This is a genomic window from Aminobacter sp. J41, from assembly GCF_000526635.1.
GTDB lineage: Bacteria > Pseudomonadota > Alphaproteobacteria > Rhizobiales > Rhizobiaceae > Aerobium.
Genome location: NZ_JAGL01000003.1, coordinates 1 through 21,886, shown reverse-complemented (window position 1 = coordinate 21,886; position 21,886 = coordinate 1). Strand labels below are relative to the sequence as shown.

At 61.9% G+C, this 21,886-nt stretch carries 27 protein-coding genes and 1 tRNA gene; 11 read left to right on the top strand and 17 right to left on the bottom strand.

What is annotated here, in order from left to right; all coding sequences use genetic code 11:
• Positions 1-49 precede the first annotated feature (49 nt).
• The 6 genes from frr to L630_RS0102955 form a co-directional block, all read right to left on the bottom strand.
• Positions 50-610 carry a ribosome recycling factor gene (frr, locus tag L630_RS0102980; protein WP_024846799.1) on the bottom strand — a complete coding sequence of 187 codons (561 nt, stop codon included), beginning with the start codon at positions 608-610 and terminating at the stop codon, positions 50-52.
• A 61-nt stretch (positions 611-671) separates the two neighbouring features.
• Positions 672-1,394 carry a UMP kinase gene (gene pyrH / locus L630_RS0102975; protein ID WP_024846798.1) on the bottom strand — a complete coding sequence of 241 codons (723 nt, stop codon included), beginning with the start codon at positions 1,392-1,394 and terminating at the stop codon, positions 672-674.
• A 103-nt stretch (positions 1,395-1,497) separates the two neighbouring features.
• Positions 1,498-2,409, bottom strand: a complete 912-nt coding sequence (tsf, locus tag L630_RS0102970) for a translation elongation factor Ts (protein WP_024846797.1) — start codon at positions 2,407-2,409, stop codon at positions 1,498-1,500.
• Between the two features lie 108 nt (positions 2,410-2,517).
• Complete coding sequence (rpsB, locus tag L630_RS0102965; RefSeq protein ID WP_034329246.1) at positions 2,518-3,288, bottom strand: 30S ribosomal protein S2; 771 nt, start codon at positions 3,286-3,288, stop codon at positions 2,518-2,520.
• Positions 3,289-3,444: 156 nt separating this feature from the next.
• Positions 3,445-3,732 (bottom strand): DUF4031 domain-containing protein, encoded by a 288-nt coding sequence (locus L630_RS0102960; protein ID WP_024846795.1) that lies wholly within the window; start codon positions 3,730-3,732, stop codon positions 3,445-3,447.
• A 9-nt stretch (positions 3,733-3,741) separates the two neighbouring features.
• The gene (locus L630_RS0102955; protein WP_024846794.1) at positions 3,742-4,551 is read right to left on the bottom strand and encodes a cell envelope integrity EipB family protein; all 810 of its coding nucleotides are present in this window, start codon (positions 4,549-4,551) and stop codon (positions 3,742-3,744) included.
• Between the two features lie 120 nt (positions 4,552-4,671).
• Between L630_RS0102955 and L630_RS0102950 the strand changes: the two genes are divergently transcribed.
• The 4 genes from L630_RS0102950 to L630_RS0102935 all read left to right on the top strand — a co-directional run bounded on the left by L630_RS0102950 (position 4,672) and on the right by L630_RS0102935 (position 7,638).
• Positions 4,672-5,136, top strand: a complete 465-nt coding sequence (locus L630_RS0102950; RefSeq protein WP_024846793.1) for a RidA family protein — start codon at positions 4,672-4,674, stop codon at positions 5,134-5,136.
• Between the two features lie 29 nt (positions 5,137-5,165).
• On the top strand, positions 5,166-5,876 hold the full coding sequence (locus L630_RS0102945) for a glycerophosphodiester phosphodiesterase (protein WP_024846792.1): 711 nt from the start codon (positions 5,166-5,168) through the stop codon (positions 5,874-5,876).
• 110 nt (positions 5,877-5,986) lie between these two features.
• Positions 5,987-7,138, top strand: a complete 1,152-nt coding sequence (locus L630_RS0102940) for a GNAT family N-acetyltransferase (protein ID WP_245263644.1) — start codon at positions 5,987-5,989, stop codon at positions 7,136-7,138.
• 68 nt (positions 7,139-7,206) lie between these two features.
• On the top strand, positions 7,207-7,638 hold the full coding sequence (locus tag L630_RS0102935) for an HIT family protein (RefSeq protein ID WP_024846790.1): 432 nt from the start codon (positions 7,207-7,209) through the stop codon (positions 7,636-7,638).
• A gap of 3 nt (positions 7,639-7,641) precedes the next feature.
• On the opposite strand, the gene L630_RS0102930 is transcribed toward L630_RS0102935, so the two are convergent.
• The 4 genes from L630_RS0102930 to mgtE all read right to left on the bottom strand — a co-directional run bounded on the left by L630_RS0102930 (position 7,642) and on the right by mgtE (position 10,658).
• Positions 7,642-8,001, bottom strand: a complete 360-nt coding sequence (locus tag L630_RS0102930) for an AzlD domain-containing protein (RefSeq protein WP_024846789.1) — start codon at positions 7,999-8,001, stop codon at positions 7,642-7,644.
• Positions 8,001-8,744, bottom strand: coding sequence for an AzlC family ABC transporter permease (locus tag L630_RS0102925; protein ID WP_024846788.1), 744 nt, complete (start codon positions 8,742-8,744; stop codon positions 8,001-8,003). The genes L630_RS0102930 and L630_RS0102925 overlap by 1 nt, the downstream gene beginning before the upstream one ends.
• Before the next feature lie 79 nt (positions 8,745-8,823).
• Entirely contained in the window at positions 8,824-9,210 is a 387-nt protein-coding gene (locus L630_RS0102920) for a MerR family DNA-binding transcriptional regulator (protein ID WP_024846787.1), read from the bottom strand.
• Positions 9,211-9,287: 77 nt separating this feature from the next.
• Complete coding sequence (gene mgtE, locus L630_RS0102915; RefSeq protein ID WP_024846786.1) at positions 9,288-10,658, bottom strand: magnesium transporter; 1,371 nt, start codon at positions 10,656-10,658, stop codon at positions 9,288-9,290.
• Between the two features lie 304 nt (positions 10,659-10,962).
• On the opposite strand from mgtE, the gene L630_RS0102910 reads away from it, so the two are divergent.
• Positions 10,963-11,346 carry a VOC family protein gene (locus tag L630_RS0102910; RefSeq protein ID WP_024846785.1) on the top strand — a complete coding sequence of 128 codons (384 nt, stop codon included), beginning with the start codon at positions 10,963-10,965 and terminating at the stop codon, positions 11,344-11,346.
• Positions 11,347-11,475: 129 nt separating this feature from the next.
• A complete protein-coding gene (locus L630_RS0102905; protein WP_245263643.1) occupies positions 11,476-11,916 on the top strand; it encodes a hypothetical protein in 441 nt (146 codons plus the stop codon).
• A 165-nt stretch (positions 11,917-12,081) separates the two neighbouring features.
• Here L630_RS0102905 and L630_RS0102900 read toward each other — a convergent pair.
• Both L630_RS0102900 and L630_RS0102895 read right to left on the bottom strand, forming a co-directional pair.
• Positions 12,082-12,166, bottom strand: a tRNA-Leu gene (locus L630_RS0102900).
• Positions 12,167-12,457: 291 nt separating this feature from the next.
• The gene (locus L630_RS0102895) at positions 12,458-13,717 is read right to left on the bottom strand and encodes a glycosyltransferase (protein ID WP_198019529.1); all 1,260 of its coding nucleotides are present in this window, start codon (positions 13,715-13,717) and stop codon (positions 12,458-12,460) included.
• Positions 13,718-13,786: 69 nt separating this feature from the next.
• Between L630_RS0102895 and L630_RS20950 the strand changes: the two genes are divergently transcribed.
• Positions 13,787-14,347: a DUF2585 family protein gene (locus tag L630_RS20950; protein ID WP_024846782.1), complete on the top strand. Its 561-nt coding sequence runs from the start codon at positions 13,787-13,789 to the stop codon at positions 14,345-14,347.
• Here the strand turns inward: L630_RS20950 and fni are convergent.
• On the bottom strand, positions 14,278-15,375 hold the full coding sequence (gene fni / locus L630_RS22365; RefSeq protein WP_084465729.1) for a type 2 isopentenyl-diphosphate Delta-isomerase: 1,098 nt from the start codon (positions 15,373-15,375) through the stop codon (positions 14,278-14,280). The genes L630_RS20950 and fni overlap by 70 nt on opposite strands.
• 127 nt (positions 15,376-15,502) lie before the next feature.
• Here fni and L630_RS0102880 point away from each other — a divergent pair, with 127 nt between their 5' ends.
• Genes L630_RS0102880 through L630_RS0102865 form a run of 4 tightly spaced genes read left to right on the top strand, consistent with a single transcriptional unit; the run spans position 15,503 to position 18,241 of the window.
• Positions 15,503-16,429 carry a polyprenyl synthetase family protein gene (locus L630_RS0102880; protein WP_084465726.1) on the top strand — a complete coding sequence of 309 codons (927 nt, stop codon included), beginning with the start codon at positions 15,503-15,505 and terminating at the stop codon, positions 16,427-16,429.
• Positions 16,419-17,201 carry an ABC transporter ATP-binding protein gene (locus L630_RS22360; protein ID WP_084465723.1) on the top strand — a complete coding sequence of 261 codons (783 nt, stop codon included), beginning with the start codon at positions 16,419-16,421 and terminating at the stop codon, positions 17,199-17,201. Before L630_RS0102880 ends, L630_RS22360 begins: the two co-directional genes overlap by 11 nt.
• Entirely contained in the window at positions 17,101-17,694 is a 594-nt protein-coding gene (locus L630_RS23115) for an ABC transporter permease (RefSeq protein ID WP_245263649.1), read from the top strand. Before L630_RS22360 ends, L630_RS23115 begins: the two co-directional genes overlap by 101 nt.
• Before the next feature lie 16 nt (positions 17,695-17,710).
• Positions 17,711-18,241 carry a sterol desaturase family protein gene (locus tag L630_RS0102865; RefSeq protein ID WP_024846777.1) on the top strand — a complete coding sequence of 177 codons (531 nt, stop codon included), beginning with the start codon at positions 17,711-17,713 and terminating at the stop codon, positions 18,239-18,241.
• Here L630_RS0102865 and L630_RS0102860 read toward each other — a convergent pair whose 3' ends face one another.
• The 4 genes from L630_RS0102860 to L630_RS20945 all read right to left on the bottom strand — a co-directional run.
• Positions 18,242-19,168 carry a phytoene/squalene synthase family protein gene (locus L630_RS0102860; RefSeq protein ID WP_024846776.1) on the bottom strand — a complete coding sequence of 309 codons (927 nt, stop codon included), beginning with the start codon at positions 19,166-19,168 and terminating at the stop codon, positions 18,242-18,244.
• Entirely contained in the window at positions 19,165-20,655 is a 1,491-nt protein-coding gene (locus L630_RS0102855; RefSeq protein WP_024846775.1) for a phytoene desaturase, read from the bottom strand. The genes L630_RS0102860 and L630_RS0102855 overlap by 4 nt, the downstream gene beginning before the upstream one ends.
• Entirely contained in the window at positions 20,652-21,584 is a 933-nt protein-coding gene (crtY, locus tag L630_RS0102850; protein ID WP_084465720.1) for a lycopene beta-cyclase CrtY, read from the bottom strand. The genes L630_RS0102855 and crtY overlap by 4 nt, the downstream gene beginning before the upstream one ends.
• A 55-nt stretch (positions 21,585-21,639) precedes the next feature.
• Positions 21,640-21,886 (bottom strand): transposase (locus L630_RS20945; protein WP_034329240.1); only part of this gene is annotated, 247 nt, incomplete at its 5' end.

The following is a 21,886-nucleotide window of genomic DNA, read 5'->3' as shown; positions in this document are numbered from 1 at the left end:
TCCCGGTTCCTTTCCCCCGAGAAGCAGACCAGGCGTCAGGCCGCGAGGCCTAGACCTGCATGATCTCTGCTTCCTTCTCGGCGAGCAGCTTATCGATCAGTGCGATCGTGTCATCCGTAATCTTTTGGATACGGTCCGACTGAACGCGGGCATCATCCTGACTGATGACACCATCCTTCTCCGCCTTCTTCGAGGCGTCGATGCCGTCGCGGCGTACGTGGCGAGCGGCGACACGCGCGTTCTCAGCGTACTGATGAGCGATCTTCACGAGTTCCTTGCGGCGCTGCTCGTTGAGCTCCGGCAGAGGAATGCGCAGGGTCGTGCCGTCAACAATCGGGTTGAAGCCGAGGTTCGACTCGCGGATGGCGCGATCCACCGCACCCACCAGCTGCTTGTCCCAGACGGACACCGAGATCATTCGCGGCTCCGGAACGCTGACCGTACCCACTTGGGAGATCGGCATGGTCGATCCGTAGGCCTGAACCTGGATCGGATCGAGCAGGTTTGCCGAGGCGCGCCCAGTACGCAGCGAGGCAAGGTCATGCTTGAAAGCGTTGACGGCGCCGTCCATGCGACGCTGAATGTCGTTGAAATCGACTCCGTTGGTCATCGGTAATCCTCCGCTGCCTTATGGTCGGCGCTGATTGTGGGAAATCTAGGAGCTGGCTTCGTCACGTTTCGCTGACGACCGTGCAACGGCCTTCGCCACGCAGGACCGCGCCGAGCCCGCCCTTTTCATGAATCGAGTAGACGATTATCGGAATGTTGTTCTCACGCGCAAGCGCAATCGCCGCCGTATCCATGACGGCGAGGCCCTCGCGGATGACTTGCTCGTGCGTGATTTTGTCGTACCGCGTCGCGTTCGGGTCCTTCTTGGGATCGGCCGAGTAGACGCCATCAACCTGGGTGCCCTTGAACAGCGCGTCAGCGCCGATTTCTGCAGCTCGCAGCGCCGCGGCAGAGTCGGTCGTGAAGAACGGGTTGCCGGTACCGCCTGCAAATATGACGACCTTGCCCGCATTCATGTAGGCGGTCGCCTGGCGCTGCGAGAAGCTTTCGCAGAGCTCCGGCATCGCGATGGCCGAAAGCACCACCGCGTCGACGCCCGCTTTGATGAGCGACGTGCGCAGGGCGAGCGAGTTGATGACGGTCGCCAGCATGCCCATGTGGTCGCCCGTCACACGGTCACCGCCCTTGGAGGCAACCGCCACGCCGCGGAAGATGTTGCCACCGCCGATGACGACGCCCACCTCGACGCCCATCTCGCGGGCTTCCTTGATGTCGGCGGCTATACGATCTGCCACCTCGACATCGATGCCAAATCCCTGATTGCCCATGAGGGCCTCGCCCGAAGCCTTCAGAAGGACGCGACGATATTTTGGCGTGTTCGGCATGGGCTCCCTCGGCAAATTCATGAATGCGGTGCCCCGATACACGAAGGGCGCCGCGATGTCACGCGGCGCCCTGTCGTTACCAGTGAATGGCTGGGAAGAACGATTAGCTCTTGACCGCAGCTGCAACCTCGGCAGCGAAGTCGGTCTCTTCCTTCTCGATGCCCTCGCCGAGAGCGAAGCGGACGAAGCCGGTGATCTTCGCCGGAGCGCCGATTTCCTTCTCGGCTTCCTTCAGGGCATGCTCGACCGTGACGTCCGGGTTCATGACGAAAGCCTGCTTCAGCAGCACGACTTCCTCGTAGAACTTGCGCATGCGACCTTCGACCATCTTCTCGATGATGTTCTCCGGCTTGCCGGACTCGCGAGCCTGGGTCGAGAAGATTTCCTTCTCGCGGGCAACAGCGGCCGGATCGACCTCTTCAGCGGTCAGAGCGAGCGGGCTGGTAGCAGCAACGTGCATCGCGACCTGACGGCCGAAAGCGCGGGCAGCGTCAGCATTGCCCGAAGTCTCGATAGCAACGAGAACGCCGAGCTTGCCGAGGCCGTCGGAAACCGCGTTGTGGATATAGGTCGCAACCGTGCCGGTCAGCTTGGCCGAGCGGCGCAGGTTCATGTTCTCGCCGATGGTGCCGATGGCGTCCTTGATGGTGTCGGCAACCGACTTGCCGTCTGCGTAGCCAGCAGCGGCAACAGCCTCGACCGAACCGTCGGTGCCGAGAGCAACCGTGGCGATCTTGCGGACCATGTCCTGGAAGGCGTCGTTGCGGGCAACGAAGTCGGTCTCGGAGTTCACCTCGACGACGACGGCGCCGTTGTCGTCGGCAGCGACGGCAACCAGGCCCTCAGCAGCGGTACGGCCGGCCTTCTTGTCGGCCTTGGCAATGCCCTTGGCGCGCAGCCAGTCGACAGCGGCCTCGAGGTCGCCGTTGGTCTCGGCCAGCGCAGCCTTGCAGTCCATCATGCCCGCGCCGGTCATCTCGCGCAGTTGTTTGACCTGTGCAGCAGAAATGCTCATTGTCGCCTCTTCAAATCCGGTATTTTCAAAAGAGCGCGGCGCACCATGGATTTCCAGGTGCGCCTGCCCGAAGTTCAAGTCTGCAGCCGCACGAAGCGGCCAACGGGATTACGCGTCGTTGCCGTCTGCTTCGAGCGTCGGCTCAACCAGAGCTTCTTCCGAAGCGCCAAGGTCCATGCCCAGAGCACCCTGCTGACGAGCGATACCGTCGATCGCAGCGCGGGAAACCAGGTCGCAGTAGAGCTGGATAGCGCGTGCGGCGTCGTCGTTGCCCGGGATCGGGTAGTCGACCTTGTCCGGATCGCAGTTCGAGTCGACGATCGCGACGACCGGGATGCCAAGGCGCTTGGCTTCCTGGATGGCGATAGCTTCCTTGTTGGTGTCGATCACGAACATCAGGTCCGGGGTCGAGCCCATGTCCTTGATACCGCCGAGAGCCTTGCTCAGCTTCTCACGCTCGCGCTCGAGGTTCAGGCGCTCCTTCTTGGTGAAGCCGAGGGCTTCGCCAGCGAGCAGCTCGTCGAGCTTGCGCAGGCGCTGGATCGAGTTCGAGATCGTCTTCCAGTTGGTCAGCATGCCGCCGAGCCAACGCGAGTTGACGTAGTACTGAGCCGAACGGGCAGCAGACTCAGCAACGATGTCCGAAGCCTGACGCTTGGTGCCGACGAATAGAACGCGACCGCCGCGGGCAACGGTGTCCGAAACGACCTTGAGAGCCTGGTGCAGCAGCGGCACGGTCTGCGAAAGGTCGATGATGTGGATGTTGTTGCGAGCGCCGAAGATGTACGGAGCCATCTTCGGGTTCCAGCGGTGGGTCTGGTGGCCAAAGTGAACACCAGCTTCCAGGAGCTGGCGCATGCTGAAATCAGGCAGTGCCATTTTCTTTTTCCTTTCCGGTTAGCCTCCACGGACATGACGAGAAGCGGAGCTCCGCGCCACCGGCGGTCGCAGCCGGATTTCTCCCGGATGAAACCAAGTCCGCGTGTGGAATGGTCGCGCATATATAGGCGACGAAGAGAAAAGGCAACCGTCCGGCTAGACAAGCTGACGGCGTAGTTTTTCGCCAGGCCGCCTCACCCGGCGGTACACCGCAAGAATTTCGGCTCGGCTTACCGCCAGCGCGCCCATGCGGATGGCGCGGTCCCGCTCGAATCCCGTGATGTCGTAGTGAGGCGCTGCCGTCTTCGGCGGCCCCTGATAGGAAGAGCGATGCACGCCGAGCCGTGCCGCGAAGCGATGCAGCTCCTCTTCCGAATCGGCCATCAGGTGGCACCACTTGCGACCGGCAAAGTTCCAGATCGCATCATCGACATAGACAGCCATGGGCAGCCGTTACTGGGCGCAGTCCTTTGCCGGCTCGAACAGGGCGAGATCGACCAGCGTGCCGGTCATGGAGAAGTCGCCGTAGTCCATGATGAGGTCGCGGGTAATGCCGCTCTCGTGCAGCTTGAAGCTGATCCGGTAGGTCGGGATCTCCTCGCCCTGATCGCCCTTGAGGTCGAAATAGGCGATGTCGACCGGCCAGAACTCATCATCGGCGAGCGTCTTGATCGCCTTACGTTCCGGATCATTCGCAGCTGGCGTTGAACCCTTGCCGATAATGACAGTGGTCGTCATGATCCGGTCGGCATCTTCCGAACCGTCAAACAGCGTCGTCTCGTAGAAGGTCTCGCCCTTGCGGGCGTTGTCGAGCAATTCGAGGAGATGCTGCGTCGGGAACTGAGTCTTCTCGAGCGCAAATTCCTGCTTCTCCGGCTTTTCGAGCGACACGACCGTCTCGCTGCCTTCGGTCTTCGCCGAACCCTTCACTTCCTTGTCCATGACCGAGTCGACGAAGGAGCGGGTGACGAAGTTGAAGGTCTTGCCGTCACCGTCCTCGAACGTCGTCGTCTGCTGGTCGGTGATACGCGTTATGTCGGGCGTGTCGATCTGCGTCACGAATCGGAACTTGACCGTGTAGCCGTCACACTCCGAGCCGTTGAACTCATAGACCATGCGCCCCGCGATTCCAGTAATGCCGGAACGATCCGAGGCATTCTCGAGGGCAAGGTCGTAGACCGCGCGGTGGGGTAAAAGCGGACCTGCCTGAGCAGGGAGCGCAGCGGACAGGACGAACGGCAAGGCAAGGCACGCGGCGCGCATGTGTAATCTCCCCGACGCGGCGATGCCGCAAACTGGTATTTAACAGAAAGGCTATTCGTGGCAGAAGCGGGGCATCACAGCGCCTGACCCGCGCCTGCGCGCAAGCATAGGGAAGAGAGCATGAGCGACACAATCCAAAAACGGCTGGCCGATCTTGGCGTCACCATTCCTGCTGCAGCTGCCCCTGCCGCCAATTATGTCCCGTTTGCACAGAGCGGCAACCTGCTTCTCACGGCCGGTCAGCTGCCGCTGGTCGACGGCAAGCTGATTTCGACCGGCCTTCTCGGCCGTGACGTCGACACCGAGGCCGGCAAGGCTGCGGCGCGCGCCTGCGCGATCAACATCCTCGCCCAGATCCAGGCTGCCACGGGCGATCTCGAAAAGATCGCGCGCCTCGTGAAGATCACCGTGTTCGTCGCCTCGTCGCCTGACTTTACCGAGCAGCACCTTGTCGCCAACGGTGCTTCCGATTTCCTGGCCGAGGTGCTCGGCGAGCGGGGCAAGCATGCCCGTTCGGCTGTTGGCGTTGCGGTCCTTCCGCTCAACGCCCCGGTCGAGATCGAGGCGATCGTCGAGCTCAAGTAACAGTACCCCGCCCAGACGGACATCAGGACATGACCGACATCTCGTGGCTGACGCAGAGGCCGATTGCCCATCGCGGCTATCATGACATGAACAAGACCCGCTGGGAGAACACCCTCTCGGCGGCGCGCGCAGCAATCGAGCGCAATTATGCGATCGAGTGCGACGTCCACCTCTCGTCCGACGGGGTGCCGGTCGTGTTCCACGACTCGGAACTCGAGCGCCTGACCGGCCAGAAGGGCTTCATCTACGAAAAGACGGCTGCCGAGATGGCGGCGATGAAGATCGGTGGCACCAACGACCATGCGCCGACGCTGCGCGAGCTACTCGATGTCATCGGCGGCCGCGTGCCGCTGGTGATCGAGCTCAAGGGCATCGAGGGCAAGGACAACGGCCTCGTGAAGGCCGTGGCTTCCGTCCTCTCCGGCTACAAGGGCCAGGCGGCGATCATGTCGTTCGACCACTGGCTGGTCCGCCGCTTCGCCGAAGACGCGCCTGGCATTCCGGGCGGCCTGACGGCCGAGGGCAAGGGCATCCGCGACCTCGAACTCCACTTCTCGATGCTGGCGCATCCGATCTCGTTCGTCTCGTTCAGCGTCTCCGATCTGCCCAACCCGTTCATCTGCTTCGTGCGTGAAAAGCTTGCCATGCCGGTCATCACCTGGACGGTTCGGGACCAGCAGGCGCGCGACACGACCGCCGGGTACGCGGATCAGGTCACCTTCGAGGGTTACGAGGCCTAGGCCGCACTTGCATCGCTCCTTGAGGCGCGTATCTATGCGTTATGGCCACGAGCGAGCGCAGTGTTTCAGAAGGAAGTGCCGGCGACTTCGTCCTGCGTGCGGTCACGGGGATGCACGACTTCCGGCCGGAAGAGTGGAATCTACTCTCCGGCACTTCTTCTACCAGTGCAATTTCGCTCTATAACCCGTTCATTTCGTATGACTTTCTGAGAGTTTTCGAAGAAAGCGGTTGCGCGACGGCACGAACTGGCTGGGCCCCTCGGCACCTGCGGCTCGAAGCGCCTGACGGAACGCTAGTGGGGGCAGTGCCCTGCTATGCCAAGAGCCACAGCCAGGGCGAGTACGTCTTCGACCACGGCTGGGCCGATGCCTTCGAGCGTGCCGGCGGCAACTATTATCCGAAGCTGCAGGTATCTGTTCCCTTCACCCCGGCAACCGGCCCTCGCCTGCTGGTCCGCGAGGGGTTCGACGGAAATGCTGTTCGGGCCGCGCTCGCCAACGGCCTCAAGGCGCTGAACGACACGCTCGGCACCTCGTCGGTCCACGTCACCTTCGCCCAGGGCGACGACATCGACGCGCTTACTGAGGCAGGCTTCCTCCATCGCATCGACCAGCAGTTTCACTTCTTCAACGAAGGGTTCGATTGCTACGATGATTTCCTCGCCACACTTGCTTCTCGCAAGCGCAAGGCGCTGAAGCGCGAGCGCCGCGAGGCAGTGAGTTCCGGCATTACCATCGAGTGGCTTACGGGGAGCGACCTCACCGAAGCGGTGTGGGACGATTTCTTCGCCTTCTACATGGACACCGGCAGCCGCAAGTGGGGCCGGCCTTACCTAAACCGGCAGTTCTTCTCGCTGATCGGCGAGCGGATGGCGGACGACATCCTGCTCGTCATGGCCCGCCGCAATGGCCGCTACATTGCCGGCGCCATCAACTTCATTGGCTCGGACACACTGTACGGCCGCAACTGGGGCTGCATCGAGGACCATCCATTCCTACACTTCGAGGTCTGCTACCATCAGGCGATCGAGTTCGCGATTTCGCGAAAACTGCGCGTCGTGGAGGCCGGCGCGCAGGGCCAACACAAACTCGCGCGCGGCTACCGGCCGGTAACGACCCATTCGGCGCACTACATCGCTCATCCCGGCTTCCGCCGGGCGGTCGCCGACTACCTCGAGCAGGAACGACGAGAGGTGGAACAGGTGGGCGAGTGGCTGGAGGACGCAACGCCGTTCCGCAAGGACCCCGAAGCCGCATCCTGACAGTTGACCGGGCGCGCCAATATCCTATTCCCCTGATAACATACCAACCGAGCGAACCAGAGGCTTCGATGACGACACCTGCCTACGATCCGACCAACGTCTTTGCCAAGATCCTGCGCGGCGAGCTGCCATCCCACAAGCTCTATGAAGACGACGACACCATCGCGATCATGGACATCATGCCGCGCGGCGACGGCCACTGCCTCGTGCTGCCGAAGCAGCCGGCCCGCAACATCCTCGACGTCGAGGAAGCCAGCCTTGCTGCCGTTGCGAAGACCACACAGAAGCTCGCACGTGCCGTCAAAAAGGCATTCTCTGCTGATGGCGTGACGGTTCAGCAGTTCAACGAGAGCGCCGGGGGGCAGGTGGTATTCCACCTCCATGTCCACGTCATTCCGCGCTTCGAGGGTGTCGCACTCAAGCCGCACACCGGCCAGATGGAAGACCAGGGCGTGCTGGCGGCAAATGCCGAGAAGATCCGCGCTGCCCTCGTCGAGTAACGGCTAGGCTTCGAAGCCGATCAGGTAGAGGCCGCCGATCAGCACGGCCTCCGCCACCATGATCCCCACGATCACCAATTTGCCGAATCTCAGGTAAGCAGCAAAACCCACCAGCACCGAGACAAGCCGCAACAAGAGCGGCGCGGCAGCCAGAGCTCCCGACGGAAACACGATAAGGTTGCCGATGACGGCGGCCACCAGTGCCGTTGCCAGAGCGCGCACGAAGACGAGCGCCTCCGAATCGTCCCTGATCCGCCCGCCGAGATAGACGCCGAGAAAGCGCCAGATGTCGGTCGCAAGCGAGCCGGCAATCAGGATGAACAGGTAGGGCCACCACCAACTGTCAAATGCGGTAAAGGTCATCAGGCGCCCTGCCCCTTGCGCAACCGGTAAAGGACATAGGCGCCGATTCCGCCGATGAACCCGGCAGCCATCAGATCGCCCCCCGGCATGAAAAGGTGGAATACGGGGCCAAGCACGATCCCGAAGATCATTGCGTAGTGGCTCGCAGCTTCGCGCGCCGATCCCCAGAGCGAAGTCAGGAAATAGATCGGCGTTAAAAGCAGCAACGCGGCTGACAGGATCGGCGGCAAGCTGCCGGCGACGGCATAGACCAACGCGACGACCACCATGTTGCCCAGGACAAGCGATCCGCCAAGGCCGGCGTACCAGGAGGTGCGCATCTCGCGCGGGACCTCGCGCACCTTCTCCATCGCGATGACCCACGAAGTCACCGCCACGAAGTGCGACAACAGGTAGAGCACGATCGGCCGGCCGCGCTCGCTGCGCAGCTCTGGCATCAGCGCCACAACCATCGGGGTGAGGCGGACCGACGACAGGCTGACGGCAAGGGCGGCTGCGGGCAGCGACGCGCCCGACATGATGGCGCCGATCAGCACCACCTTGGCAGGCAGCGCCCAAACGAGGCCGGTCATGAACACGGCCTGCGGCAGCGTGATGCCTGCCTCGCGGGCGAGGCCCGCAAAGCCGACAAACGCGCTGATGAGGATAAGGCCGGGAATCGATACCGCCGCGGACACGCCGCGGAAGAACCAGCGGATGCGTGTCGAGTGCGTGTCAGGAGAGGCGGAGGCGGCTGCGTTCATTGGTTCGCAGATAACACGGCTCAGTGCGACCTGCGATACCCGAAGCCTTGTGCCAGCTTTATGAGGACTGCCTGTCCGGTCAGGTGGTCACGCCAAGCTCGACCAGCCGCTCAACGCAGCTTTCCTCCGCGTTGTCGAGCTCTGCGAGAGTCTCCTCAAGGTCTCGCCGCTTCTGGCGCAGTTCCTCGCGCTTTTCCTCGATCTTGCGGATCATCAGCTTGAGCTGGCCCACCTCGCCCGGTGGCTCCTTGTACATCTGGATGATCTCGCGGATCTCCGCGATCGAGAACCCGAGACGCTTGCCGCGAAGGATCTGACGAATCAGATGACGGTCGGACGGACGGAACAGACGGGTCCGTCCGCGTCTTATCGGCGAAATGAGCCCCTCGTCCTCGTAGAAGCGAAGGGTCCGCGTCGACACGTCGAATTCCCGTGTCAGCTCGGTGATGGTGTAATATTCACGCATTTCGCTTGTCCTGCCGCTCGCGCATGTTTGCCACGGCACTTACGTAAAAGTCAAACTCCCCTCTTGGAGGAGTGCACCTAGAGGAGACCGAACCACCAGGTCGCAAGGCCGAGGAAGGCGAAGAAGCCCACGACGTCAGTAATGGTGGTCACGAAAACCGCCGACGAAACAGCAGGATCCGCCCCTGCCTTGTCGAGCAGCAGCGGAACCAGAATGCCGGCCAGCGCGGCGACCAGAAGGTTGATCACCATCGCAACGGCGATGATGCCGCCGAGGTTGGGGTCCGAGAACCAGAAGCCGGCGACGATGCCGATCAGGGTGGCGAAGATGATGCCATTGATCAGCCCCACCCCGATCTCGCGGCGGATGATTCGGCCAGCGTTGTAGATGTCGAGGTCCCTGGTGGCGAGCGCGCGCACGGTGACCGTCATGGTCTGTGATCCGGCATTGCCGCCCATGCCAGCCACGATCGGCATCAGCACCGCGAGCGCCACGATCTGCTGGATCGTTCCGTCGAACAGGCCGATCACCGAAGCGGCGAGGAAGGCCATGAACAGGTTCACCATCAGCCAGGGAATGCGCGAGCGCGAGGTCGCCAGCACCGAGTCCGACAGCTCTTCATCGCCGACGCCGCCAAGGCGCATCAGGTCTTCCTCGGCCTCTTCCTGGATGACGTCGACGACGTCATCGATGGTCAGCACGCCGACGAGGCGGTCGTTCTCGTCGACGACGGCGGCTGAGAGAAGATCGTACTGCTCGAATTCGTGCGCCGCCTCTTCCTGATCCATGGTGGCCGGAATGGCGTGGCGCGTCTCGTGCATGATCTCCTCGATCTTCACCGCGCGCTTGGTGCGCAGGATGCGATCGAGATCGACTGTCCCAAGCAGGCGGAAGGTCGGGTCGATGACAAAAATCTGGCTGAACGATTCCGGCAGATTGCTGTCCTCGCGCATGTAGTCGATCGTCTGACCGACCGTCCAGAACGGCGGCACGGCGACAAATTCGGTCTGCATGCGGCGGCCGGCCGAATCTTCCGGATAGTCCAGCGACCGGCGCAGCCTGATCCGTTCGGTGAACGGCAGCTGCGCGAGAATCTCGTCCTGGTCTTCCTGGTCGAGGTCCTCAAGGATGTAGACCGCGTCGTCCGAATCCAGTTCCTGGACGGCCTGGGCGATCTGCTCGTTCGGCAGGTTCTCGACGATGTCGAGACGAATGGCCTCGTCGACCTCGGTCAGCGCCGAGAAGTCGAAGTCCGCGCCCATGAGCTCAACAAGCGCGAGGCGCTGGTCGGGCGAAAGCGTCTCGAGAAGGTCGCCGACCTCCGACTGGTGAAGCTCGCCAACGTTCTGCTTGAGCGTCTCGGTGTCGCCCTCGGCGATCGCCGTCGTCACCCGGTTTAGGAACTCGGGCCGCAGCACGCCGGATTCGTCGTAGATTCCGCCCTCCATAACGGAATCGCGGACTTCGAATTCAGGAGGCCGGTCTTGCGGATTTTCCAAAAGCGCCTCCCGCCTTTCAGTTCGTGACTATGCCGTTTAACCCGGAGCGGAGCCGTGCGGAACCCATCTGCCTTATCTCTCCAAAGGATAGCAAGATGATGTTGCAGGCCAGCCACGAGCAACGCGCCGGCTCCCGCGAGGTTTCAGTTCACATGATCGGGAAGCACCGCGCGGCTGCTCCGGTTTGCCTTGGCGGCTCTCCGGAATCAGTCTAGCTCCTTGGCGGCAACACACTCACTGAGGAGGGGCATGAATGTTCAGCCACATCGTGGTCGGCGCGAACGACATTGAGGCTTCAAAGGCCTTTTATGACGCAATTTTCCTTGCAGCCGGCGGCGAGGCCGGACAGATCGATCCGAAGGGCCGTGTCGTCTATTCCAAAGACGGCATGCGCTTCCTGGTGACCAAGCCGATCAACGGCGAGCCGGCTACCCATGCCAATGGCGGCACCATCGGCTTCAAGATGGCGAGCCCGGAACTGGTCGAAGCCTGGCACGCGGCGGGCATCGCTAACGGCGGCACCACCTGCGAAAACCCTCCGGGCGTGCGCCAGGTCGGCCCGCGCAAGCTCTTTCTCGCCTATCTGCGCGATCCAATCGGCAACAAGCTCTGCGCCGGCGCGCCGGCGGCCGACTAAGGATTTTAATTGCGGCGGGCTTCGGCCCGCCGTTTTGCGTTTTGCCGTTCTTCGCGGTGCCCGGGCGCGACTCGCCCTTTGCCGCTGGTTATAAAGAACCGGGGAATGCAGCGAGCGGGAGGATGATCGATGCTGCCTGGCATGGTGAGGAAATTCATTCGAGGTACGGTCACAGGACTGGTTGCGCTGGCCGCCCTGCCCGCCACGTCCGGGGCACAATCCATCATCCAGTCCGCTCCGAGGGGCGATGTGCTGATCGAGCAATACATCGCCGAAATCGGCCCGCGCGATCTGATCAACTCGAGTGGCGCCCGGCTCAGCCAGCCATGGCAGGTACTGCGCCAGGACCGCGCCAACTATCACCGGTTTCGGATCCGCGATCGGCTGGATGAGGGCGACAGCTTCTTTCACGACGCCAACAACCGCGCTGCCTTCGAAAGCATGCTGCGATCTGGCTCAATTTCGCGTCAGGCCGCGCGCGACGTGATGCGTGGCGGCGCCGTCGTTCTGGTCGAGATTTATGGGCGCGGCGGCGTCGGGCGCTCGGTTGTGGTCACAGTCGCGCGATAGCGCTGGCAACCACCAGAGCCACGACGGCCAAACCTGCCTGCTGAAGCCGGGCCTAGATCGGACCCTCCTGCCGGCACGACAGGAGCTAAGCCGCATATTGAGAATGGTCGTGCTGTGGCCCGCTCGACGGCCAAGCAACTGGAGCAACAGGCTTTCGGGAGAGAATGGTGCGGTCGAGAAGACTCGAACTTCCACGGGTTGCCCCACAGCGACCTCAACGCTGCGCGTCTACCAATTCCGCCACGACCGCATCATGACAGGGGCCGGTTGCGACCGGCAACGGGCATGTAGCAAATCGCCCTCACCCGCACAAGTGGTCCCAGGAGGCCTTTCCGGGGGAAATTTTCCACACGCTAAGAGCCAATGGGTAGGGACCTGAAGAAGCTTTCCGCCGCCGCCTGACAGGTGAGCGATCCTTGCGTCCGAAGCCATCATGTCGAGATCGTGCTCGAAGTGGTCTGCTACCGACATGCTGAGCAGCGCACCGAAGCGCAAAATGAGCACCGTAGCTGAGTGCCGCAGCTACTTTCTCATCCTCGCCTTACTGTTGTTCGTGCTGCCGCTCCTCATCACGCACATGCGGGGTAAGCAGCCGCTCGATCTGCGCGCAGGCGAGTGCAAGGCCGTCAGATTGTAGCTGCGTCCCAAGAGAGCGGGCGCTTCGGCTGTAGGACCGGTCTTCAAGGAGGGTTTTGAGGGCCCGCCCCGCCTTTCTGGCGGTCAGAAAGCGCAAGGAGAGTTTCAGGCCGGCGTGGTGATGAACGACGCGCGACGCAATACCTGGCTGGTCGAAGGCAATGGGTATGACCAGTACCGGTGTTCCAGCCCCCAGAGCATCGAGCACCGTGTTCTGACCGCCGTGAGTGACGCATATGTCTGCGCGGGCAAGCACCTCGCGCTGAGGCACGAAATCCGTGACCCACGTCGCATCGATGCTGGCTGCCTGCGCCGCGTTGAGGCATCCGCAGTGAGCGACGAGAAGCTGCGCATCTAGCTGACGGCACGCGCGCGCCACCGCTTTGAACAGAGAGATCCGGTGCCCCTGCAGCGTTCCAAGCGACATGAACACGAACGGGCGTTGCGGATCGATTTCAGGCGTGACTTCTTCACCGCCCTTTGGGTCACGGATCGCCCCCACCTGCAGAAAGGAACGCACGCCTTGCGTGCGCGGGTAGTCCAGCGCCTGCGGCATCTGGGCGATCGTGCCCAGCGGCGAGAGGCAATCTTCCAGAGTCTCCAGTTCCTCGAGCCCGAAGCGCTTAGCCCACTGCCTGATCATTCGCCGCTGGCAGCTCAGGAGCTGTCTCGAAACCATCTCCCCGCCGCGGTTTCTCCTGATTCCCGGTTCATCCTTCGCGTAGGGCCAATCGAGATATGGTGGCGGGATCCGCTCATCCCGTTCCAAAGGCAGGGCGCTCGCAAGGGAAAGGTACGGAAGCCGAAGATGGCGGGCTACTAGCCCTCCGGCAGGCTCCATCTGGTCAGCGATGACAGCGTCAGCGCTTTCGCGATGCAGGATCTCCGGCAAATACCTGCACAGGTTCTCGGTCGTCGCGGCACTGTCAGCCACCGTGCGCAGCACGCCAAAAAGCCCAGCCGGCCTCGCCGCGCGCTGAAGAAGCACCTGCGTCGTCAGACCTGGCGGCGACGGGACGAGCACATACTGAGCGTGGTTGGAGAGGAACGCCTCCGCTCCCTCTTGCAAGATCAGTATTGCCTCATGGCCCCGGCTCTGGAGGGCGCAAGCCAAGGTGCCGAACACCTGAACATGGCTCGGAAAGGGCGGACAGATGAGTGCCAAGCGCAACGCGACTTCCCGCTGTGTTTCGACCTCAGTTGAACTTGTTCAAGCGTGAATAGTTCTGCCCTGATGAATTTTTCCGCCGTCACCCCACGTCCCAAATCGGAAGCCACGCTCGCGGTCGTCATGATCATCATCGCGAAGATCATGATCCTGCACCTTATCGGTCGTCCAGTCATCTGCGATTGCGGAGTGCTCAAGCTCTGGGAAGGAACGCCGTCCCCCGCCCACAATTCCCAGCACTTCGCCGATCACTACTCGTTCCTTCACGCTGCTTTCGGGATCGGCCTTTTTCACCTTCTCGCCGGCCTCCGTCCCGACTGGAGCATGGCCCGCCTTGCAATCGCCGTCACGGCAAGCAGCGCGATCTGGGAAGTCGCGGAAAACACGCCGTTCATAATCGACCGTTTCGCGAGCTGGAGCAGCAATCTCGACTATGGCGGCGACAGCCTGGCCAACTCACTGGGCGATACGCTATTCACCTTGCTCGGAGCAGCCATCGCCGCGAGGCTGAACTGGACGCTGGCGCTCTTTCTGGTGCTTGCCATCGAAGTTGCGGTCTATCTGCTGATCGGCGACGGTCTCGTCGCTGGCGCACTTCGTCTCCTGACTGGCACATCGCTGGCGTAGGAACCTGCCGTATCGAGACGACGAAGTCGTGACGCCTGCAGCGACACGAGGTCACTGGAACCGGTACAAAAACAGGTGACCTTCAGCTGCATGATCATCACCCGGAAGTGATCCGCGACGGCGTCCGCCGAAACGGTCGCGGCATCAAGCGTCGAGGCAGCCTGCCCGACCAGGTCAGCCCCCAAGCGCATTGCCTTGGCAGCATCGACGCCGTCGCGAATGCCGCCGGAACCGATGATGAAAGCTTCGGGACAAGCGTCACGTACTTCGGCAATGGCTTCCGCTGTCGGCTGGCCCCAGCCGATGAAGGCGCGGGCGACGTCAGCCTGAAGAGGCGAGGATGCCCGTTCGGCCTCAACGGCCGCCCAACTCGTCCCGCCAGCGCCGGCCACATCGATGACGGAGACGCCTGCATCGACCAGACGGCGCGCCAGACGCCCGGAAATGCCGCAACCAACTTCCTTGACGACCAGAGGGACGCGAATGCGGCGCGCCAGCTGCTCGATGGCGTGCAAAAGCCCGCGCCAGTTGCGATCGCCTTCCGGCTGCACAGCTTCCTGCAGCGGGTTCAAGTGAATGATGAGGGCATCGGCACCCACCATCTCCACCGCGCGTGCTGCCTGATCCTGCCCGAACCCGAGGTTCAGCTGGGCCGCACCGAAATTGGCCAGGAGGGGGATCGAGGGAGCAAGTTCGCGCAGGTGGCGGCTGAGGCCGGCATCGCCGTGCGCCTCTATCGCCACGCGCTGGGAGCCGACGGCGAAAGCGATCTTCAGTTCCTCGCATGCGGTCGCCAGATTGGCGTTGATCAATTCCGCGCGTTCGGGCCCACCGGTCATGGAACTGACGAGAAGCGGGGCGCTTATATGCTTGCCCAGAAAGCGGGTGCCGACCTCGATCTCATCCATGTCTATTTCAGGAAGCGCAACGTGCTCGAAGACAAAGCGGTCAAAACCTGCACTGACGGAGGAAGCCCCCCGTCCGGAAAGGACAATGTCGAGATGATCGTTCTTACGGCTGATCGACAATGAGCGGTCCCCTTCGAGAGTTAAGCGCACGGCGGTCCCTCATTAACTTGCCTGCATCTGGCGGGTTTCAACCATCCATAATCTTGTCCTTTTACGGCTGCCTGCGCGCAGCGCCAGGGGGCGGAACATGATGCCGCCCGAAACGGTGCGCGACGACGCTTCCGATACTGCGGCCCTTGTTTACGCCTTAGGTGTTCGAGAGGCAGTAGAGAGGCGTCTGCGGCATTTGCTGGAAGGCTCGAGCGAGATTCCTCAAAACCTGACGGCGGCGATGGAGCATGCGCTGATGGCACCAAGCAAAAGGGTCCGGCCCGTTTTGCTCTATCTCATCGCCGAGCCGGACGCAGGTGGTGAAGACGCGGTACTAAACCTCTGCGGTGCCGTTGAAATGGTCCATACGGCCTCGCTCATCCTGGATGACCTGCCCTGCATGGACAATGCAAAGATGCGGCGCGAGCGCCCGACGACGCATGTCGCATTCGGCCAGGCAACGGCGATCCTGAGTGCGATTGCCATGTTGACACGCGCATTCGGTATCATCGCCGAACTCAACGTGCCGCCGGCGGTCAGAACCAGACTGGCCGTAAGCCTGTCCAACGCTGTCGGACATTCGGGTTTGGTTGCAGGTCAGGAGATCGATCTCAATGGCAGGGCCGGTCTCCGCGCCGAGGACGATATCGAACGCCTGAACTGGCTGAAAACCGGTGTCCTGTTTGTGGCGTGCGCCGAAATGGGGGCGACCTTCCGTGGCATGACCCGCATGCAGATCGGTCATGTCCGCACCTTCGCCCGGCATCTGGGTCTAGCCTTCCAAACCGCTGACGATCTTCTGGACGTATCGGGCGATCCTGCCGTTATCGGCAAGGACATCAACAAGGATGACGACAAGGCGACGATCGTTTCGCTTTACGGCGAGCGCCGGGCGCGGATGACCTGCCTTGAACACATAGATGAGGCAACCAAGGCGCTTCACGCGTCGGGTGTTCGCGCTGCTCCCATCGAAGCGTTGATGGAGCGATACCTGAAGAGCAAGATCGCGTTCCATGGAGCATGAAGTGCAGCCGCTCAGTATCGACGGTCTGTCGGTGGGCTACGGATCGCGACAGGTTCTGAACAACCTCAGGCTGCAAATCGCTAAGGGTGAGATTTTCGGCCTCCTCGGCCCGAACGGTGCGGGAAAGACGACGCTGATCCGGACCATCTGCGGACGGCTGAAGCCGCAAGCCGGAGCCGTGGCGGTTGGTGGATCACGCGGAAAAGACCGGGTGCGGCGCCTCGGCCTCGCCCCGCAGGAACTCGCTCTCTATTCGCATCTGACCATCAGGGAAAACCTCGAGGTATTTGGCTGCCTGTCCGGCATCAGACGTCGTGATCTTTGCGAGCGGCTGGACTGGGCAAGCAAGGCCTCTCAGGTAGCCGAGCGCCTCGACGAGCGCGTCGAGCATCTGTCGGGAGGCTGGAAGCGTCGCGTCAACATAGCGGCGGCGATCCTTCACCTCCCCGCACTTCTGATCCTCGATGAACCCACCGCAGGCGTGGATATTGAAGCCCGTTCGCAGACTGCCATTACCGTTGAACGCATGGCTGGCGGCTTTACGATCGACCAAAAAGTGCGCCTCGACGCGTCACTGAGGGCGGTGGCCGAAAAGGATGCGCGAGTTGTGGATTCCACCCCCCCTTGTAATCACCGAGGAGTTGGGGGTCCGAAGGGCGAGCACAGCCACGATTGCCTATTATGCCGGAGCGGTATCGATACTTTTCCTGCTCTTTTCATCGCTTCAGGGAGCGGCAACGCTCATCGAGGAGCGTCATGCCGGCATTCTTGATCGCATTGCAGTTGGTTCATCCGGAAGCGATGTCGTCGTCCTCGGAAAATTCCTTTTCCTGACGGTCCAGGGAATAATCCAGGTAGCGTTGATCTTCCTGGTAGCGGCGCTCCTGCATGATCTCGACGTTGCTAGGCACTTCGGCGCATGGCTGGCGATCACGATTGTAGCGGCAGCGGCAGCTGCGGGAATTGGCCTTGCGGCCGCATCGGCATGTACGAGCAAGCAGCAGGCACAGACGATCTCAACCTTTGTGTTGCTGGTGAGTTCTGCACTCGGTGGCTCCATGGTGCCCCGTTTCATGATGCCGCCGTGGTTACAGGATATTGGCTGGTATACGCCCAACGCCTGGGCGATCGAAGCCTACTACGGCATCTTGTGGCGCGACGAACCAGCAAGGGAACTTCTCCCCGAGCTTTCTCTTCTGGGCGTTGTGGCCCTTCTGGCACTCGGCACCAGCATCGTGGTCTCACGCTGGCGGCTGAGCCTTTAGCAGGCAAGGAGATCAGGTGGAAACTGCCCTTTATTATCTGGTACCGGCAGGGCTCGTCATAGGCTCGGTGGTGTTCATGGAATGGTTCGCCACCTGGTCGCACAGGTACATCATGCACGCCTGGGGCTGGGGATGGCACAAATCGCACCACGAGCCGCATGACCACGCGCTCGAGAAGAACGATCTTTATGCGGTCGTGTTCGCAGGTGTCGCCATCCTGCTGTTCCTTGCCGGGGAAACGTGGTGGCGCCCCCTCACATGGATCGGCCTGGGCGTTACGATATACGGCTTTCTCTACTTCGTGCTGCATGACGGGCTGGTGCACCAGCGCTGGCCCTTCAAGTACATTCCGCGCAAAGGTTACCTCAAGCGCGTCTACCAGGCACACCGGCTGCATCATGCGGTCAAAGGCAAGGATGGGTGCGTCTCATTCGGGTTCGTCTATGCACCGCCCGTGGAAAAGCTGGTTCGAGAGCTGCAGGAAAACCGCAGGAACGTGGATGAAACTGCGCTTGCAGGTGACGACGAGCGCTCTGCCCTGCACTAGTCACGCCGGCCGCTGCCAGAGCCCTTCGCGTGGACGCGTCGCTCGGTAGAGCCTGGTTATCGCGACATCTCCAAGCCCAGCCATCAGAAGGGCAACCTTCTCGGCTTTTGTAGTGGAAACGCGATGGTCCCAAGCGGAAGGCCCTCCGGCGCGCAACTTTTGCCCGATCGCGCGATAGATGCGGCGTGCTGCGGCAATTGCCCACGCGGAACGCGCCGGAAGAGCCGGCAGCCCGGCATAGGCCGACTCGTAGTATTTTTCCGCGAGATCGAGAAGGTCGAGCGCCGCAGCGTGCAGCCTTGGCCACTGATCCCGATCCTCAGGCACGATTTCGCCGATCCCTTGGCGCACCAGCAATTCGTCGGGGATATAGATCCGTCCCGCCCGGGCATCATCAACGACATCACGGGCGATGTTGGTGAGCTGGAAGGCAAGCCCTAGGTCAGAGGCGCGATCAAGCACCGCCCTCTCCCGCACCCCCATGATCATTGCCATCATTACCCCGACCACTCCGGCGACGTGATAGCAGTAGTCCAGAATTTCCCCGACCGTGCGGTAGCGCCGCTGTTCCACGTCCATCTCAAAGCCAGTCAGGAGTTCCTGCGGATGGCGATCCGGGATGTCGTGCCGGATGACCACCCGGTGCAGGGCTTCGAATATGTAGTCGCCCGAAAAGTTGCCAGCGAGCGCCGCGCTCGTCTTCTGCCGCAGTTCGGCGAGACGTTTGCGCTGCCCGTCGCGAAAATTCGTTGAATGGCCGTGCCCGGCCACCTGCCCGTCAATGACGTCATCGCAATGGCGGCACCAGGCATACAGCATTACCGCGTCATCACGGGTGGCGCGGTCAAACAGACGCGCCGCCGCGGCAAAGCTCTGCGACCCTTTTGCGATGTCCTCTTCACTGCGTTCAACGACAGCGTCTGTCATGGCAGCGCGTCCGCAATCATGAGCCCGGCGGTAGCCTTCGCTGACCCCACCACTCCCGGAATTCCTGCGCCCGGATGGGTGCCCGCGCCGACAATATAGAGGTTCGGAATGACGTCATCGCGGTTGTGCGGCCGGAACCAGGCGCTCTGCGTCAGGATAGGCTCTATTGAAAACGCCGAGCCAAGATGAGCGTTGAGTTCGTCACGAAAATCGAAGGGGGAGAAGTGGCGGACGGTGACGAGGTCTTCCAGCAGACCTGGAATGTAGCGATCGTTGAGATACTTCAGGATCCGGTCGCGATAGAGCGGCCCTTCAGCGTCCCAGTCCACATCAGCCGTGCCAAGGTGAGGAACCGGCGACAGGACATAGTAAGCGCTGTGCCCCGGCGGAGCGAGGCTGTCGTCGGTCACTGAGGGAGCGTGAAGATAGAGCGAGAAATCGTCGGGAAGACGTTGACCCCTGAATATCTCGTCGATGAGCTCTCGGTAGCGCCGGCCGAACAGAACCATGTGATGCTTGAGCTCTGGGTGCTGTTTGCGAAGGCCGAAATAGATGACAAACAGCGACATTGAGTGGCGCCTTGCCGCCAGCTTCCGACCGTGCGTGTCGCCTCTTTTCGTTCCCCGCAGCATGTGGCTGTAGGTATGAACGACATCGGCATTGGACGCGATCTGGTCGAAGGTGAAGGCCGTACCGTCTGCTAGAGCCAAGCCCGACGCACGCCCTTCGCTTGTCACGATGCGGTCAATTTCCGCATTGAGATGGATCGTGCCGCCAAGATCCTCGAACAGCTTCACCATCGCCGCGATCAACGCTCCGGTGCCTCCCTTGGCAAACCAGACACCGCCTTTCCGCTCCAGCGCATGGATCAAGGCGTAGATCGAGGACGTGTCGAACGGGTTCCCTCCCACGAGCAGCGTGTGGAAGCTGAAGGCCTGCCGCAATTGTTCATCGCGGATGAACTGGCTCACCTTCGAGTAGACGCTGCGATAGCTCTCCAGCCGCACGAGCTGAGGCGCCGCATTCAGCATGGAACCAAGGTTGAGGAAGGGCACCGTCCCGAGCTTTTCGTAGCCCTCCCGATAGACATCTGCCGAATAGGCCAGAAAGCGCCTGTATCCTTCGACATCCTGCGGGGACTTGGCCGCGATCTGGCGGTCCAGAGCCTCCTGGTCGTCGGCGTAGTCGAAGCGATAACCGTCTTCCCAGCAGAGCTGGTAGAAAGGTGCGACCGGCAGCAGCGTCGCGTAGTCAGAAAGGCGCCGGCCAGACAACGTCCATAGCTGTTCCAGGCAGTCGGGATCGGTGATGACCGTGGGGCCAGCATCGAAGGTGAAGCCCGCCTCCTTGTAGACGTAGGCTCGTCCACCCGGCTTGTCGCGCTTTTCGAAGATCGTGGTCTGAATGCCGGCACTTTGGAGCCGGATCGCAAGAGCAAGCCCGCCGAAGCCCGCGCCGATCACCGCCGCTGTCCTGGTGTTGCTCACGCGTCCTCCTTGGACAGAAAAGGAGCCTCGCGCAGACATGCGATTGCCTTGTGGATCGGCACCGGCGGCTTGCCGGTGAGGATGCGGGCTTTGTCGGCCGCCGTGCTTTGGCCTGCGTAGAAGCGTTCGATGAGTGACTGATCGAGCCGATAAAAGCGTTGCAGCACGAGATGGCGGCGCTCTGGTTGCGCGGCGCGGAACAGCATACGGTTCAACAGCCGGTAGAACCGCTGACCTTGTTGCCACTGAAGCGCGTACGACCGTATTTTTTTGGCCAACGTCGCACTGTTCACCGGCCAGCTTTCCGCGACGAGATTGGCGACCCGTACGGCATCGGGAAGGCTGTAGCCAGTTGTGGGATGGAACAGGGCGGCGCGCATGCCGGCCTGAGGCACCTCCTGCGGGGCCTGCCCCCAAAATTTCTCCGCGTCATATGCCAGTGTGATCGGAAGAACGCCGGTCTCGCGGCGCACCACTTCCGCAACCGCCCACCTCTTCAGGCGGGCATAGTTGAGGATCGCCGCCTCTATCTCCCCGCCATCGAGATCGCGTCCGTCCGAATAGCGGGTGTCCTCGATCAGAATGCGGGTCGATGAGAACGGCAGCAGGTAAATGAAGCGATAGCCGTCCAGCTGGCTTACCGACGCGTCCATGATGACCGGAGACACAACGCCATGCGCTGCGGCCGTCTCGATCTCGAGGCCGACGAACTTCTGGTAGCCCAACGCAATTGCGCTGCTCGGCCGAAAACCGCGTGCATCGATCACGCAGTCAGCTTCGACCAGCGTTCCGTCCCCAAGGATGGCGTTCTCGGGATTAAGAATGGCGACGGGCGAATTCAACCTGAGCTGGACGTTCGGCAGCCGTTTGATGGCGTCGCGTAAGGATGCGCTGGTGAGCGAGGCGTAGCCAGAGGGATGGTGTCCCACCGCGTGGTGTAACTGACGGCATTGGTCGCCGTGCTGTCCGGCTTGGCCGGGTTGGTCAGCGTGCTGCTACTGCTGGCAGGCTGATGAAGGGATCATCGCTCAATTGTCCGACGCTTTCCAGCGTCATGTAGCGGGCACGCTGAACGGCCCATTCATCGTTCTGTTCGAGCAGCAGGGCTCCGACGAGACGCACGATGGCGTCGTCATTCGGGAATATGCCGACGACATCGGTGCGCCGCTTGATCTCCCCGTTAAGGCGTTCGATCGGATTCGTGCTGTGAAGCTTGGCCCGATGCTCCTTC